General features: G+C 48.0%; 16 protein-coding genes. 5 read left to right on the top strand and 11 right to left on the bottom strand.

Annotated features, from left to right (window positions below):
* Positions 1 to 220: 220 nt before the first annotated feature.
* From NC994_RS24300 to NC994_RS24275, 6 genes are all read right to left on the bottom strand, one after another.
* Positions 221 to 844 (bottom strand): ribonuclease D, encoded by a 624-nt coding sequence (locus NC994_RS24300; RefSeq protein ID WP_190436724.1) that lies wholly within the window; start codon positions 842 to 844, stop codon positions 221 to 223.
* A 10-nt stretch (positions 845 to 854) separates the two neighbouring features.
* Positions 855 to 1,397: a CAP domain-containing protein gene (locus NC994_RS24295; RefSeq protein ID WP_190436721.1), complete on the bottom strand. Its 543-nt coding sequence runs from the start codon at positions 1,395 to 1,397 to the stop codon at positions 855 to 857.
* 134 nt (positions 1,398 to 1,531) lie between these two features.
* Positions 1,532 to 2,404 (bottom strand): alpha/beta hydrolase, encoded by an 873-nt coding sequence (locus tag NC994_RS24290; RefSeq protein WP_190436718.1) that lies wholly within the window; start codon positions 2,402 to 2,404, stop codon positions 1,532 to 1,534.
* Between the two features lie 13 nt (positions 2,405 to 2,417).
* Positions 2,418 to 3,611, bottom strand: a complete 1,194-nt coding sequence (locus NC994_RS24285) for an alpha/beta hydrolase (RefSeq protein WP_347276945.1) — start codon at positions 3,609 to 3,611, stop codon at positions 2,418 to 2,420.
* Positions 3,612 to 3,621: 10 nt separating this feature from the next.
* Entirely contained in the window at positions 3,622 to 4,377 is a 756-nt protein-coding gene (locus NC994_RS24280) for an ABC transporter ATP-binding protein (protein ID WP_347276946.1), read from the bottom strand.
* 112 nt (positions 4,378 to 4,489) lie between these two features.
* Positions 4,490 to 5,383 (bottom strand): branched-chain amino acid ABC transporter permease, encoded by an 894-nt coding sequence (locus NC994_RS24275; RefSeq protein ID WP_190410571.1) that lies wholly within the window; start codon positions 5,381 to 5,383, stop codon positions 4,490 to 4,492.
* Between the two features lie 116 nt (positions 5,384 to 5,499).
* On the opposite strand from NC994_RS24275, the gene NC994_RS24270 reads away from it, so the two are divergent.
* The 3 genes from NC994_RS24270 (at position 5,500) to NC994_RS24260 (ending at position 7,902) form a co-directional block, all read left to right on the top strand.
* Complete coding sequence (locus NC994_RS24270; RefSeq protein ID WP_190410570.1) at positions 5,500 to 5,718, top strand: hypothetical protein; 219 nt, start codon at positions 5,500 to 5,502, stop codon at positions 5,716 to 5,718.
* A gap of 107 nt (positions 5,719 to 5,825) precedes the next feature.
* Positions 5,826 to 6,083 carry a cytotoxic translational repressor of toxin-antitoxin stability system gene (locus tag NC994_RS24265; RefSeq protein ID WP_190410569.1) on the top strand — a complete coding sequence of 86 codons (258 nt, stop codon included), beginning with the start codon at positions 5,826 to 5,828 and terminating at the stop codon, positions 6,081 to 6,083.
* Positions 6,084 to 6,315: 232 nt separating this feature from the next.
* Positions 6,316 to 7,902, top strand: a complete 1,587-nt coding sequence (locus tag NC994_RS24260; protein ID WP_190436713.1) for a glucose-6-phosphate isomerase — start codon at positions 6,316 to 6,318, stop codon at positions 7,900 to 7,902.
* Between the two features lie 304 nt (positions 7,903 to 8,206).
* On the opposite strand, the gene NC994_RS24255 is transcribed toward NC994_RS24260, so the two are convergent.
* Both NC994_RS24255 and NC994_RS24250 read right to left on the bottom strand, forming a co-directional pair.
* Positions 8,207 to 8,878: a 2OG-Fe dioxygenase family protein gene (locus NC994_RS24255; protein ID WP_190410567.1), complete on the bottom strand. Its 672-nt coding sequence runs from the start codon at positions 8,876 to 8,878 to the stop codon at positions 8,207 to 8,209.
* Positions 8,879 to 9,098: 220 nt separating this feature from the next.
* On the bottom strand, positions 9,099 to 9,860 hold the full coding sequence (locus NC994_RS24250) for an aldolase/citrate lyase family protein (protein WP_190436710.1): 762 nt from the start codon (positions 9,858 to 9,860) through the stop codon (positions 9,099 to 9,101).
* Positions 9,861 to 9,955: 95 nt separating this feature from the next.
* On the opposite strand from NC994_RS24250, the gene NC994_RS24245 reads away from it, so the two are divergent.
* On the top strand, positions 9,956 to 10,621 hold the full coding sequence (locus NC994_RS24245) for a response regulator transcription factor (protein ID WP_190410902.1): 666 nt from the start codon (positions 9,956 to 9,958) through the stop codon (positions 10,619 to 10,621).
* 39 nt (positions 10,622 to 10,660) lie between these two features.
* On the opposite strand, the gene NC994_RS24240 is transcribed toward NC994_RS24245, so the two are convergent.
* A complete protein-coding gene (locus tag NC994_RS24240; protein ID WP_190436706.1) occupies positions 10,661 to 11,137 on the bottom strand; it encodes a low molecular weight protein-tyrosine-phosphatase in 477 nt (158 codons plus the stop codon).
* A gap of 330 nt (positions 11,138 to 11,467) precedes the next feature.
* Here NC994_RS24240 and NC994_RS24235 point away from each other — a divergent pair, with 330 nt between their 5' ends.
* Positions 11,468 to 12,838 carry an SGNH/GDSL hydrolase family protein gene (locus NC994_RS24235; protein WP_190436703.1) on the top strand — a complete coding sequence of 457 codons (1,371 nt, stop codon included), beginning with the start codon at positions 11,468 to 11,470 and terminating at the stop codon, positions 12,836 to 12,838.
* Positions 12,839 to 13,055: 217 nt separating this feature from the next.
* Here NC994_RS24235 and NC994_RS24230 read toward each other — a convergent pair whose 3' ends face one another.
* Positions 13,056 to 13,394 carry a YbaB/EbfC family nucleoid-associated protein gene (locus NC994_RS24230; RefSeq protein ID WP_190410563.1) on the bottom strand — a complete coding sequence of 113 codons (339 nt, stop codon included), beginning with the start codon at positions 13,392 to 13,394 and terminating at the stop codon, positions 13,056 to 13,058.
* A gap of 73 nt (positions 13,395 to 13,467) precedes the next feature.
* Entirely contained in the window at positions 13,468 to 14,448 is a 981-nt protein-coding gene (murB, locus tag NC994_RS24225; protein WP_190429132.1) for a UDP-N-acetylmuramate dehydrogenase, read from the bottom strand.
* Positions 14,449 to 14,544: the final 96 nt, after the last annotated feature.

Here is a 14,544-nt window from a genome sequence, read left to right as displayed (position 1 = left end):
TCAATCTCTACTCGACTTGAGACTAACATGCTCAGGCTCAATTAATTAGTTTTTTTTGATGTAGCTCTATCAGCCCCTATGCCACTACCTATAGCGTACCTGCGTAAGTCCTGAGCTAATAGATGAGAAACGTAGATTTAACCGCTATTTCTTGTGTAGGGGTATGGCATTACCATGCCCCTAGAGGACGTGAATTTTATAAGTTATTGTATCCACGTTTTTAGTGTTCAAAAATATCCTTATATTGCAGCAAATCCAAAGTCACAATCGTGGGCAAACATTCAAAACATTGCTGAGCAACTTCCCACCGCCCTTCGCGTTGCAGCATTGCAATTAGTTTTTGTCGCACGCTGAGTAGATAACGAACATCATTCGCTGCATAGCGGAGTTGTTCTTCGGATAAGTTTGCAGCATTTCCCCAGTCTGAACTTTGAGCCGTTTTGTCGAGTTCTACCTTCTCTAGCTCTTGCACCAACTCCTTTAAACCGTGGCGGGAAGTATAGGTACGGGCAAGCTTGCTGGCAATTTTAGTACAAAAAATTGGAGTTACATAGATGCCTAAATTTTGTCGTAGTTGGGCAACATCGAAACGGGCAAAGTGAAATAGTTTTAGGATATTGGGGGCTTCCATCAGTTGTTTTAAATTGGGAGCGTCTATCTGTCCTTTGGCAATTCGCACAACTGTAACCCGGTTTTGAGCGTCACACAGCTGCACCAAGCATAAGCGATCGCGTTGGGGTATCAATCCCATTGTTTCCGTATCCACTGCGATCGCTGACTCTTGCAGATACTGAGACAATATCTCCTCGGAAAGGTCGCGATCGCATACTTGAAAATCTTCCAATTCTCTCTCCTTAGCGGCGTTTAATGAATATTTGAGTTAAGTAATACTCGCCCTTTGCGTTCTTGGCAACACCTACCCCAGTTAAATCATACTGACCTTGAATATTTTTCAGATGACCGGGGCTTTTTAGCCAACCTTCTACTGCTTGCTTGGCTGGATCGCTAAAGCCTTGATTGTATGCCACATTTTCAGATGCACCGCCATAAGAAATTGATTTACCAATTGCCTTCGCTCGCTGCTCAAATCCATTATGGCTGAAAGGAACCGCACCATTTGCCATTGCCTGACTGTGTGCCCTTGCCTCTTTGCTAATTCGAGGATCTAGCGTCAGAGGTGGCAAATTTTGGGACTTTCGATATTGGTTGATGAGTTCGTGAGTATACTCTTCCAAGGTTAGGAAATTACTAGAGGAACTAGACGTGGGGCTTGGGGTAGCTGGTGATGTTTCATCTGGCGAAATTTCACCATCAGGGCTAGGGATCAAATCGCAGCCTCCAGCGCCAACAGCCAGGACAAGCATTCCGAAAACAAGCCCCGCAGCTAATTTTTGCATGAGTTCTGGATATATTTGAGAATCAATTTGGCAATTTTTTTAGGATGAGAATATAAATTTTCACTGTAGCAATTCTATTTTTTCAGCTATCTCTTCAGATTCCGGTTTCTTTTAAAAAGTCCGGGATCTCGCCTTCACCTTGCCAAGAATTCAGACAGGGCAAGATAAGTTTCTTCTGGCGCTTCTTCGGGTAGAAAGTGACCGCAATTGATAGCCTTACCGCGTACATCAATTGCGCGATCGCGCCAGGTTTCTAAAACATCATATTTGCGCCCAATAATTCCTTTTCCGCCCCAAAGAACTAGCACCGGACAGAGAATTTTTTTCTCCATATCTAGGGTATCGTGTTCTAAATCGATGGTAGCAGCGGCGCGATAATCTTCGCAGGTGGCATGAATCGCAGCGCGATCGCTAAAGCACCGAATATACTCAGCCAAGGCTTCCGGAACAAACGCAGAAAAATCTTGACTCCATCTTTCTAAACAGGTGCGGAGGTAATATTCAGGATTAGCGCCAATCAATGTTTCGGGTAAGCCATCGGGTTGAATGAGAAAAAACCAGTGGTAGTAAGCCGTGGCAAAATCTCGATCGGTCGTCGCGTACATTTTATGAGTAGGCGCGATATCTAATAATGCTAGTTTCTTAACTCGGTTAGGATGATCGAGTGCCATGCGATGAGCGACTCGTGCGCCCCTGTCATGACCGGCTACATAAAATTCTTCATAACCTAATTTTGACATCACCTCGGCTTGATCTTGCGCGATCGCTCGTTTTGAATAATTTCGATGATCTGGTTCGCCTTCCGGTTTAGAGCTGTCGCCGTAGCCTCTCAAATCCGGTGCCACTACTGTAAAATTCTCAGCAAGACGAGGTGCTATTTTGTGCCACATGACGTGGGTTTGAGGATAGCCGTGTAGCAAGAGCAGTGCAGGACCAGATCCCGCCTTAACCAAATGGATTCTTGCTTCAGTGGTATCAATTTTAGTCACATCAAAATTATCGAACATCGTCATTTTTTAATTAACGTAGTGCCCAATCTAAAAATCGCTCAGTATGATAGAGCGCTAACTGGTTGCTAAGCCCCTGAAAGACAGCGTCAAAAGCGTGTTCAGCCCAAGGAATTTCCAGCAAAACCGATATATTTCCATCTGCACGCAGACGTTGATGCATTTGCTGGATAAATTTTAATTGCACTAAATTATCGCGGCTTCCATGCACCAATAAAGTTGGCGGTAGCGATCGCCTAACATAACTAATCGGTGAAGCAAGACGATACCGATCGGGCATGGTCGCAGGCGTTCCGCCCATAAATGTTTTTAAAACCGCTCGCGTATCGATGGGATCGGGGCGTGGCGGGTCGGCATAGCCTCCAGGCAGATCGACCGGGCCATAATAGCTAACCACCGCTTTTACAGGCAGTGCATCCGGCTCATAAGCCGCTAACATTGCCAAATGTCCGCCAGCGGAACGTCCCACGATGGCAATCCGTTCGGGATCGGCCTCGTACTCGGCTGCGCGTTGGTGGATGAAGGCTAAGGCGGCACGCACGTCATCTAGCTGCGCGGGAAAACGGTAGCGCGGCGTGTGTCGGTAATCGATGGCAAAGACACTATAGCCCCTCGCTGCCATATAACGGCTGAAATCAGCGTTTTGGGTTGGGTCGCCGCTCCGCCATGCCCCAGCGTAGATGATAATTAGCGCTGGATAATTGCCGACTTGCGGCGGTCGGTAGAGATCCATGCTCAACGGGACACCATCTGGGTTTGAAAAGACGATGCCAGAGGTATAACGACTCTCACCGGGATGGATGCCTCGAAACACATCAGCTAGGACGAACGGTTGTTCGCGCATCCCTTTTTGCTGACGATTAGGCAAATTTCCCCTGTAGTTGCCGAGACCGTCTTGCATTGCCACAGCTAGATGCTGTTGTGTCGCTGGCATCTGTAACAGTGGCAAAACACTCAAAAGCAGTGCTAGCAAACTAGCAGCCAAAGCCAGAAATTGCCACGGAGTGCGACGGATCGTTACCAGCACCAACAGACTTGCGATCGCGTTTAGCACCACCAACCAAGGACTGACTTCTGGTGCCCCTACCCCTAATGGCAGTAGGGACATCGTGGGCGCTGGAACCACAATCCAGGAACTCAAGAAAAGTGCCGCGCCACTCAAGAGCAAAACTAACGTCTGGGTAATTACTGCTAACCAATGAGACACAATCGCTGCTCTATTGCCCCAGGTAAGCTTCTAAGACTTGTGGATTGCGCTGAATTTCAATCGGAGTCCCCACAGCAAGATTGCGACCTTCAGCGACAACCCAGACGCGATCGCACAAGGACATGATTACATCCATATTGTGTTCAATAATCAAAAAGGTCATGCCCTCCTGATTCCATTGGGTGATGTAGTCGCAAATTTGTCTAATCAGCGTCGGATTCACACCAGCCGCCGGTTCATCCAATAAAATTAGCTTTGGCTGCGTCATCAGCGCCCGTGCCATTTCCAGCAGCTTGCGTTGCCCTCCAGAGAGCGCCCCGGCGTAATCCTGCGCCTTCGCGGCCAACCCTACTGATTCCAGCAGAATCGTGGCTCTTTCTCGCTGCTGCCGTTCTTCCTTCGCCACCAGATGGGGTTGAAAGCAAACTTTCCAAAAATTTTCCCCCGTCTGTTTTTGAGCTGCCAGCAGCATATTTTCCATCACTGAAAGCCGCGATAGCACCCGCGCTACCTGAAATGTACGAACCATTCCCATCTGAGCAATTTGATACGGCTGCAAAGAATGAATCGGTTCGCCGTCAAAAATCACCCGCCCTTTGTCTGGATGAATGAAGTTTGAGAGGAGATTAAATAGCGTCGTTTTGCCAGCACCATTCGGGCCAATCAGTCCCGTGATACTGCCTTGCGGCACCATAATCTCGACATTATCGACAGCCCGAATTCCGCCGAAGCTTTTACAGAGTCCGCTCGCAGCGAGTAAAGCGATTTCTGAAAGTGGGGGTTTTGGGTCTGCTTCGACTAAATCGGGGCTTTCTTCGAGATGCTTGCTGCCCCCATTTAAAGACCCCTCAGACAACCGATTGGGCGGAATGTGCGAGTTATTTGCCAAGGGTCAGTTCCTCTTTTTTCCCTAAGATACCTTGTGGACGCCAAACCATCAGCACCATCAGGATTAAACCAATCACCATGATTCTAAATGCCCCTTCCCGCGAGGCATCCAGTTGCACCAACTGAGGTAAGTAAAAGCGAGTCAAACTATCGTAACCCCAGAAAATCACCGCCCCCAGGATTGTGCCCACGTTGTTACCCGCACCGCCCAAGACAACAATCGTCCAAGCGTAGAAAGTCGTCAGTGGCTCAAAGTTATTCGGGTAAACCGTTGTCGTCTGCCATGCCAAAAAAGCCCCAGCGACTCCGGCGATCGCGCCTCCCAGCATGAAAGATTGTAATTTGTACCAAAAGACATTTTTTCCTAATGCTTTAGGAATTTGCTCATCTTCTCGAATCGCTTTTAGCACTCGACCCCAAGGCGATCGCACCAACGTCTCCAGCAGCCAAAACGTCAACCCCAATACCAGCAGCGACAACACCATCAAACCAAGCTTATCTCCTGGTGGCAAGGCATATCCATATACCCCAAACGATCCTTGCCGAAATTCTTTGCCCATTGGCAATGGCTGATTATTGACAACTAAACGGAGCAATTCGGAAACGCCGATGGTCACGATTGCTAAGTAATCCTCGCGCAACCGTAGAGTTGATAATCCGATTAACAGTCCTAGCAGCGCTGCTAAAACAGCACCGATAGCCACCCCGAAAATTAGGGGAACCCCCTGCAAGCTCAACAACACTGTGGTGTATGCACCGACTGTCATAAAGGCAATATGCCCAAAATTGATCAGTCCGGTGAAGCCCCACTGTAAATTTAAACCCAAGCTAAACAGGGCAAAAATTGTCGTAGAAATTGTCAAAAAGATGAGATAGCCAACCATGCCACGCTTGTGAGACTCAATAAACTATAAACTCTAAGCTCTAAGCTTTAGATTGTCCAAGATCCCTCTAACAAGAAGGCTCTAGGGAATGTTACGTTGTTCGCCAGTGTTTAATTATGAATTTTCTCAGAGGTCGATTACAACGCTTAACTGCTCAGCTACCCGATTTAATCGATCAACTCGCTGATGACAACTTGGATGACGCCTGGAAAGTTCTACAACAGATTTATTATGACCTGTATATGCTCAAAGCCATCCAAGAGTCGAAGCATACCGTACAGCCGGGGGAAACCCTAACCCGCGAAGAAGCTCTCCGGATGTTGCACTTCCCCTAAGTTTTCCCCTGTTCGTCGGCTGAATCAAGGGGTAAAAATCGCTTTTAGTCAAATTTCGCAGTAAAAAGAAAAAGTATCTGCCATTTGGAGTAAGAGCCAGTTGCCCTGTGAAACTAGAAGTGCGCTATGCCCGGTCTTTTCTGCGAGACCTGAAGAACTTAGAATACGCAGCTAGAGAGCGGATATATGAATTTGTCTTTGAGGAGTTCATGCGGATCGAGCGAATTACCGATTTGCCGGAACTCCGGGGAATCGGGTCTGATAGTATCTTCTACCGCTTTACGATAGATGACTATCTGATTGCGATTGAAGTGACCGGGCATCTTGTTAAATTTCTGCGGGTTCTGCCCAAACCGCGTCTTTAAGAGGCTTTCGAGTTGAAAGCCGGTCGTTGTAAGACCGAATAGAGCGGTCTAATGAATTTTCCTGGTTATCTCAGATAAATCTAGCTGTACAGGACTCTAAAGCAATTCTGAATCTCAATTTGGGGTGGGAGAATTACCCAATTAACGAATTGACAGGCTAATTCGTCAAAAGTGATGCTGAAGCTTACCTTAAACTTGTGTTGACTGGAAACACGCTTATTGAGATTTACTTATGGATGCTGCTGCACTTTGGCAACGTTACCAAGAATGGCTCTACTACCATGAGGGGTTAGACTTTTACCTCGATGTCAGCCGGATGCGGTTTGATAGTGAGTTTGTCGAGGCGATGCAGCCGAGGTTTGAGAAGGTGTTTCAGGAGATGGAGGCACTGGAGGGAGGCGCGATCGCAAACCCTGATGAAAACCGCATGGTAGGTCACTACTGGCTGCGCGACCCGGATTTAGCGCCCACTCCGGAAATCAAACAACAGATTGTCCAAACTTTAGAGCAGATTGAAGCGTTTGCCCAAAAAATCCACAGTGGCGAAATTCATCCACCCAACGCTCCAAAGTTTACCGATATTGTTTCCATCGGTATCGGCGGATCGGCACTCGGTCCCCAATTTGTCGCCCAAGCGATCGCCCCAGACTTCCCGCCCCTCGCCATCCACTTCATTGACAACACCGATCCGGCGGGCATTGACCGTATCCTCTCCCAGCTCAAAGATCGGCTGAACAGCACCCTCGTCTTAGTCATCTCCAAATCAGGGGGGACGCCAGAACCCCGCAATGGCATGGTAGAAGTGCAAAAAGCCTTCGCTGAGCAGAATCTGAATTTTTCCCCTCAAGCTGTTGCCATTACCGGGGAAAGCAGCAAATTAGATCGGCAGGCAAACTCAGAAGGCTGGTTGGCAACCTTCCCAATGGAAGATTGGGTGGGAGGACGTACCTCGGAACTGTCAGCCGTAGGATTGCTCCCAGCCGCCTTGCAGGGAATCGATATCCGCGCTATGCTTGCCGGTGCCAAAGAAATGGACACTGCCACTCGCCTGGCCCAAGTCAAGAAAAATCCAGCCGCACTACTGGCGATGAGCTGGTACTTCGCCGGAAATGGCAAGGGCGAAAAAGATATGGTGGTGTTGCCCTACAAAGACAGCCTGCTGCTATTCAGCCGCTATTTGCAACAGTTAGTCATGGAATCTTTGGGCAAAGAAAAAGACCTTGACGGAAATATCGTCTACCAAGGGATTGCTGTTTATGGCAACAAAGGCTCAACCGACCAACACGCTTACGTGCAGCAGTTGCGAGAGGGCGTCCCGAATTTCTTCCTGACTTTCATTGAAGTCTTAAAAGACCGGCAGGGTAACTCCCCCTTCGTCGAGCCGGAAGTCACATCCGGCGACTATCTCTCTGGTTTACTCCAGGGAACCCGACAAGCTTTGTATGAAAACCAGCGGGATTCTGTCACCGTGACGATTCCTCAGGTAAATCCCCGCATGGTAGGTGCCTTAATTGCTTTGTATGACCGGGCTGTTGGACTTTATGGGTTCCTGGTCAATATCAATGCTTATCACCAGCCAGGGGTAGAAGCGGGTAAAAAGGCTGCCGCCGCCATTCTCGACTTGCAAAGACGAGTTTTGCAGGCAGTACAAGAGGAAGGCGCTCCCCTTTCTTTGACTGAGTTGGCTCAGAAAGCGGGTGCCTCCGATCAAATTGAGGCAATCTACAAAATTCTGCGCCACCTTGATGCCAATCAGCGGAGCGTTGTTTTACAAGGCAATTTGGGCGAACCCAGCAGTTTGAGGGTTTCCGCCATTTAAATGGCTCTAATTATCATAAATTTGGCATTCTAGAGCGAAGACAAAGCTTCAACTCGAAGGATGCTGAATATGGCTCTAATCGAGGAAATTGAGGTCTGTCCGCTAGCTTCTGCAAATAGGGGAGTGGCTAAGTTTTACATCCCCTCAGTTTAAGTTTAAGTAGGGGCACAGCGTTGCCGTGCCCCTATGGCTAATACGAAAGTTTAGAGACTCTACCTCTCAATGCCGAGACGCTCGTGCAAGCTGCTCAAAACAGTAACTAAAAAGGCACAGCTAAAACTGAGAAATTCAATCCTTCTCCTTCTTAATTTGTCAATAAGCTGGGGCAAGTCAGAACAAATACGTCCCTTGTTCCTTCACCGTGAAATAGTGGCTGAATGGGAGTTGTATAGTGAAAAAATTCCCGATCGTTGACTAATAGCAGTTCGCCTGGATGAAGAACTTTAGAAAAAACCGGGTCATGCTTTTTGGATTTGTAGAGATGGGTTTCTCCACCTTGAATATTTTCCCGCCCTACAGAAAATATGCCGACAAAATCAGTCCCATCCCGATGAATCCCTTCAGGGGCAGGGTTTCCATAATTATCTGGCGAACAGGTCGTTCTAATTTGATGAACTCCTATTTCAACAGCTTCTGGGTCGAGTTGGCAGTAATCAATAAATGCCAAAACAAGTTTTTTGAAATCTTCAAGCTTCGTAATGGCATCATCTAGTTCGGCATACTCTCGCTTGATATCGCCGACTAATGGATTGTATTGCTTGCTTTGAAACAAGTAACCATGCGGTAGTTTGACTAAGTCATTTCCAAATACTTTGAACCGAGATAATCTTCTGAAACGATAATTATTCTTGATGTAAGGGTCAACAGGAAGATCGCTAAAGAATGGCTTAAAACCTTCTATCTTTACGGAATGGACTTTGTGTAAGGTAAACATCATGGCATAAGCCAAATCCGTCGATCCCGGTAGCGTTTGCATCGCTTTTTCTCCAGTACGCTTCGATCCCCAGTTTTCCTTCCTACTTTAGGAAGGCTATTCTTTAAGCATAAACTTAGAATTTTTAATTTGGTTGTTTATGATACAAAATTAATACAAATTTTTGATAAAGATTCCCTCCCAATGACTCAGTGAAATGTAAAAATTTAGATATAGTTTTACATATTTCTTCCTTCTCTGGGATTTTACTGAACTGGCAGCCTTAAGTTCGCACTGCTTTTACCAAAGCCTCGCACGCTCGCAGGAAAATACCGACATCCACACCGAGAGTTATGTACTGAACTCCGGCATCAATCCACTGCTTCGCTGTTTCAGGATTATCGGCAAATGTGCCCGCAGATTTCCCAGCCTTGCAAATCGTGGTAACGCATTTTTGCATCAGCTCAATTACCCGCGAGTCTTGCACTTGCCCCGGAATGCCCAAAGACTGCGACAAGTCATAAGGGCCGAGGAAAATGACATCAATGTGGGGCACGCTGACAATTTCTTCAATATTTTCGACGCCGCGAATCCCTTCGACGTGAACGACAATCAGAGATTCTTCGTTGAGCTGATTTGTAATTTGCGTCCCTGCTGCTGCGTACACGCCAGCACGGGTGTAAAATGAAAGTCCGCGCGAACCAAGAGGGCTATATTTGGCACCACGCACAACATCCGCTGCGTCGGACTGAGTTTCTATCTGAGGCACTTGAACACCGGCACTGCCGATGTCCAGTGCCCGTTGAATTTGCGGTGCGTCGTTCTTGCGGATGCGTACAATCGGTGCCAATCCCACGCAGTCGGCTGCACGGCACAGGTCTTCGGCAACCAGTGTGTTGAGGGCACCGTGTTCCATGTCAATCACGGCAAAGTCAAATCCTGCGTGTCCGCAGATTTCTATAAAAGCCGGATAGGCGCAGTTGATGAACGGGCCGAGGACAACCTCACCTCGCTTGAGTTTCCGTTTCAGTTGATTTTCACGCATTGGTCAGTTTTCACCTTAAGAGGCAGAACAGTGTTCCCACTTTTAGGATGGACTTGACCTATTCTAGGGGTTATGTACGCTCTTCCTCTGTGCCCATGCCTTTGCTCATCGTGGTTGCCGATGACGATCCAGGAATTCGGCTTTCTATATGCGATTATCTGGAAATGTCTGGCTACTCAGTTATTACAGCTGAGGATGGTCAAGCAGCTCTCAGTTTAGTTGAGTCATATCATCCTCATTTGCTAGTAACAGACATTATGATGCCCCGGATGGATGGCTATGAACTGGTGCGGCGTCTCCGTCAACGCCCAGCGTTTCGTCTATTACCAGTAATTTTCTTAACGGAGCGTGCAACGACCTCAGAACGGATTCGGGGCTACCAATTAGGCTGCGATCTGTATCTGCCCAAGCCGTTTGAGTTGGATGAGTTAGGGGCAGTGATTCGCAATCTTTTAGAGCGATCGCAGATGATTCAAGTCGAATGGCGATCGCTGATTCATGCTGTTGCCACACCAGAGAAGGAAGTGGAAGCTCCTGGGCTTCCCCAACATACTCCTTCAAACTCATTCAACCTAACTCAGCGAGAACAGGAAGTTCTCGATTTACTCACTAAGGGTTTATCTAACGCCGACATCGGCAACGAGTTGCACCTCAGTCCTCGGACGGTGGAAAAGCACGTCAGCAACCTGCTGAGAAAAACGGAAACTAGCAACCGAGCCGAACTGGTGCGTTTTGCCTTAGAGCATCATCTGGTGGAATAGTCAATTGCTAATGGCTAATTGTTGAATCTAATTAGCCCATTAGCGATTAGTATGACTAACGTGTTGTAGCAGACCCTCACAGGCATCTAAAAGTAAATCGATGACTTGGTTAAACCCCTCCGGGCCACCGTAGTAGGGGTCAGGAACCTCAGTCGCAGTATGGGGGGTGCAAAAGTCACACATCAGCCGCACCTTGTCCCGATACTGCCCTGATGGGTCAAGGGAGAGGATATCGTGGTAATTCTCCCGATCCATTGCCAGAATTAGGTCAAAGTCCTCAAAATCAGACCTTTGAAACTGCCGCGCTTGACCTTGGAGTTTAATTCCTTTGTGTCCTGCGGCTACTCCCATGCGTCGGTCGGGGGAACGACCAATGTGATAACCAGCGGTACCGGCAGAATCGCAGATGATCCGTTCCTCTAAGTTTGCTTGCTCAATCAAATGGTTCATGATGTTTTCTGCCGCAGGCGACCGGCAAATATTGCCCAAGCAAACGAATAATAACTTGTAGGACATTTGATGCTAAGATGTCTAGTTTTGTACGTTTAATGATTGATACACTTCCCCATTCACAAGTCTCTAATTCCGCACCAGCATTAGAGGAAAGCCAATCGGTATAACTCATTAATCATAAGTGGTCATCTACCCCGGTGTTAAGTTTAGCAACGAAATTGCTGCATACTGGGATCGCAGTGGGATAACGAATGCCGGGATTGAGTTAATCTTTACTTTTGTTATTCTGCCTGACTCCACCGGCAACTCATGAAAGCGAAAGGCAAGCATTTAATCATCCCTTTTTTGCCTTTTACTTCCTTTGTTCGTTGGTCATTTGAGGTTCATTACTTGATGTTTAAAAAGTCCCGCTACAAACCTTATCAAAAACGCCGCCAGCCGCCTTCGCTCCTCATCCTACTCCTAGCTTTGCCCCTCATTTTGATTCTCTTGGAACTGCTTGCACGGGTTGCTGTGAGCGTTGCGGGCAAAAATGCTGAATTGGCAGCCTATGAAGGTGAACCGACAGAAGTTACCGCCTACCGCCTTAAATTCCTCGATCAAAACCAGCAAACCTACGGGGGTTTACCGAATTCTGGGCGTCTGGTTGCCAAACGGCGTTTATCAGTGGGATATCAGCTGGCAGGAAATCAACAGAGCAAATTCTGGCGCATTAACGAACAGGGTTTTCGTGATGACCAGCCGGTTTCTCAAGCGAAACCCAAAGATGAAATTCGGATTTTCATTTTGGGCGGTTCTACAGCTTTTGGTCAAATGAGTTCCAATAACGCAACCACGTTTGCCCATAAGCTCGAAGGTAGTCTGAATATACGGGTAAAGCAGCAGAAAGCTTCTCCAGAGAAATTTCGCCCGGATTTCTTGCCCTACTACAAGCCAGAACGGGTGAAAGCACTCGCCTTGCCGCTACGGATTCGGGAAGGAAACTATCGTGTCATTAACGCGGCGGTTCCTGGCTATACTTCGGGGAACGAACTGGCTGGGCTTGCCCTCCAGATTTTGCCTTACCAGCCTGATGCGATTGTGGTTTTGAACGGGTATGCAGACTTAATGCTACCCAGCACTGAAAATGAAACGGATATCCCTTATATAGAAAACTTTCTGAACAATGCAGCAGGGCATCTGTGGTTTGAGCTGACTCAGGACATGAATCGCTGGCTCAATCAGACCTATTTAGTGAAAGCAACACAGTATTGGGTGTTAAAACCACAACCGTCTGTGGACCAGCTGACGATGGCAGTGAGTGAGGAAAGCGTCCCTTTAGCACAACGTCTGCCAGCTAACACCACTGAGCTGGAGCGTCGGGTTAAGCGTTATCAAAATCACCAGACACAGATGGTTCGTCTGACAGCAGCGGCGCAGATTCCATTGGTTTTGGTAGTTCAGCCAGAAATCACCGGGCGTTCAGCGAATAATCTTTCTCTCAGAGAACGGGAGCTTTTAAGCGAACTCGGTTCAACCTACACCCAGCGAGTACAAGCCGGTTATGGACAAATAGACACAAAGACTGGGCAGTTACAGAGAAGTTTTCCGGAAAATGTGAAAGTGCTGAATTTTTACAAGCTTTACCAGAATTTCCCAGGTCAGGCTTTTTCAGACGCCATTCACTTGACGGATGAAGCCAATACAGTGCTGGCAGATCGGCTCTACAAAACATTTTTGGAGTTACCAAGGCTACAGATACAGCCAGCAAAGCAGCCGCAATAGGCAGGAGAGCCAGGGAGCAGAGGAGAGAACAAGTAGTGTAGAGCCAAATTCTCCTCTATCCCTGAAGTTATTATGCGTATCTTATAAAGATTGCTAAACCTAGGAAATATTCCCGCAGTTTTGCCTGCTAGCCGTCTCTCTACGATAAGTAGGTGGCAGGCGAGAAGCCTGCCTAAGAAGAGCGGCAGATATTGATGCCTGGGAAATCCCTTAAGGGTTACAGTGGCAGGTCGAGTCCACTGGTGAGGTCTTCCATCCGCGATCGCATTGTTGCCGTGGATTTTTCGTAAGCATCTTTCATTGCCGCTGTTACAAGTTCAGCTAGAGCATCTGCTCCCTGATTGTAGGCGTCTGCTGAAATTTCTACCCGCAGAGGTTCTTGATTGCCGCTGAGGAAAACCTTAACGCTTCCACCGCTGCTCTCTCCCCCAATCTCCATTTGCTCCAATTCTTCTTGGAGCCTTTTGGCACCTTCTTGAACCTGCTGGGCTTTTTTAAAAGCTTCGGCTAGTTCTTTCATTTTGCCTAAGCCAAAGCCAAATCCTTTCTGTGTCATAACTATTAATGCCGTATGCGATAGACTTGCAAGCCAATTTCAATCTTAGTATCCCTGGCGTCTGGCGACACCTTTAAGCAGGCTGAAACTCACCTAAGATTTTCACTTCTGGTTCTAAGCACAGAGACCAATGCTGTTCCACTTGCTGCTGAACATAGCGAATCAAATGGAAAATATCGCTAGCTTTAGCACCGCCACAGTTGAGGATAAAGTTGGCATGGCGTTGGGCGACTTGGGCACCGCCAATCTGGTAGCCTTTGAGTCCGGTTTGTTCGATCAACCAGGCAGCTTTGTGAGAATCGGGATTGCGGAAAACGCTGCCGCAACTTGGCAAATGGTAGGGTTGAGTGGTTCGCCGTTGCTCTAGATGTTTGGCAGTTGTTGCCATAACTTGAGCTGGGTCGGCTCCCGGTTGGAGTTGGAAGGTTGCCTGTGTCACCAAGCGATCGCCTCCTTGCAGAATTGAGGTGCGGTAGGCAAATCCCAGTTGTTGTGGTGTCAAAATCTCAGCTTTTCCGCTGGGTGAGAGGGCTTGGACGTTGACTAAAATATCAGCGGTACAGCTGGTGTGAGCGCCTGCATTCATCACCACTGCGCCGCCGACTGTACCGGGGATGCCAACAGCCCATTCCAACCCTTGCCAACCGCGTTCTGCTGCCTGCCATGCGAGGCGGGCGATGGGTTCTCCGGCACCTGCACTCACCTGACCCGTTTCGGGGTCGAAGCTGGTGTGGCGGAGATGGCGAGTACAGATGGCTAAACCGGGAAGACCTTTATCGCTCACCAGTAAGTTTGAACCGGCTCCCAAGAGGGTGATCGACAATTCTTGATACCGCGCCCACTCAAAACTAGCTTGCAGTTCTTCGGTACGGCGGGGAGCTACATACCATTCGGCTGGTCCTCCCACTCGAAAAGAGGTCAGGCTGGAGAGGGGAGCTTGCGATCGCACAATACAATCGGTTCCTGGTAGGTAAAGCGGGGAAGAAGACTTGGTGGATTTTTTCTGGGGGGAAGAAGCGTTTACAACGCTGGCTGGATCATAAGAGAGAGTCATATCAATTCACAAATTTGAATGCCGAGACAGCTGAGGCCACAACATGAGTTTTGAGTAATTTTGAGTGAATCTGTTAGCTGGGAACTTCTTTACTCA

The organism is Trichocoleus sp. AS-A1 (assembly GCF_039962015.1).
In the GTDB taxonomy this organism is placed as follows: domain Bacteria; phylum Cyanobacteriota; class Cyanobacteriia; order Cyanobacteriales; family FACHB-T130; genus FACHB-T130.
The sequence above is the reverse complement of the archived record's forward strand: the minus strand, read 5'-3'. Positions and strand labels throughout refer to the sequence as shown.

Excerpts from the sequence above, each read along its gene's own strand:
- NC994_RS24295 (WP_190436721.1), bottom strand. The coding sequence starts at position 1,397 with ATGCAAAAATTAGCTGCGGGGCTTGTTTTCGGAATGCTTGTCCTGGCT.
- NC994_RS24290 (WP_190436718.1), bottom strand. The coding sequence starts at position 2,404 with ATGTTCGATAATTTTGATGTGACTAAAATTGATACCACTGAAGCAAGA.
- NC994_RS24275 (WP_190410571.1), bottom strand. The coding sequence starts at position 5,383 with ATGGTTGGCTATCTCATCTTTTTGACAATTTCTACGACAATTTTTGCC.
- NC994_RS24270 (WP_190410570.1), top strand. The coding sequence starts at position 5,500 with ATGAATTTTCTCAGAGGTCGATTACAACGCTTAACTGCTCAGCTACCC.
- NC994_RS24260 (WP_190436713.1), top strand. The coding sequence starts at position 6,316 with ATGGATGCTGCTGCACTTTGGCAACGTTACCAAGAATGGCTCTACTAC.
- NC994_RS24255 (WP_190410567.1), bottom strand. The coding sequence starts at position 8,878 with ATGCAAACGCTACCGGGATCGACGGATTTGGCTTATGCCATGATGTTT.
- NC994_RS24250 (WP_190436710.1), bottom strand. The coding sequence starts at position 9,860 with ATGCGTGAAAATCAACTGAAACGGAAACTCAAGCGAGGTGAGGTTGTC.
- NC994_RS24245 (WP_190410902.1), top strand. The coding sequence starts at position 9,956 with ATGCCTTTGCTCATCGTGGTTGCCGATGACGATCCAGGAATTCGGCTT.
- NC994_RS24240 (WP_190436706.1), bottom strand. The coding sequence starts at position 11,137 with ATGTCCTACAAGTTATTATTCGTTTGCTTGGGCAATATTTGCCGGTCG.
- NC994_RS24235 (WP_190436703.1), top strand. The coding sequence starts at position 11,468 with ATGTTTAAAAAGTCCCGCTACAAACCTTATCAAAAACGCCGCCAGCCG.
- NC994_RS24230 (WP_190410563.1), bottom strand. The coding sequence starts at position 13,394 with ATGACACAGAAAGGATTTGGCTTTGGCTTAGGCAAAATGAAAGAACTA.
- murB (WP_190429132.1), bottom strand. The coding sequence starts at position 14,448 with ATGACTCTCTCTTATGATCCAGCCAGCGTTGTAAACGCTTCTTCCCCC.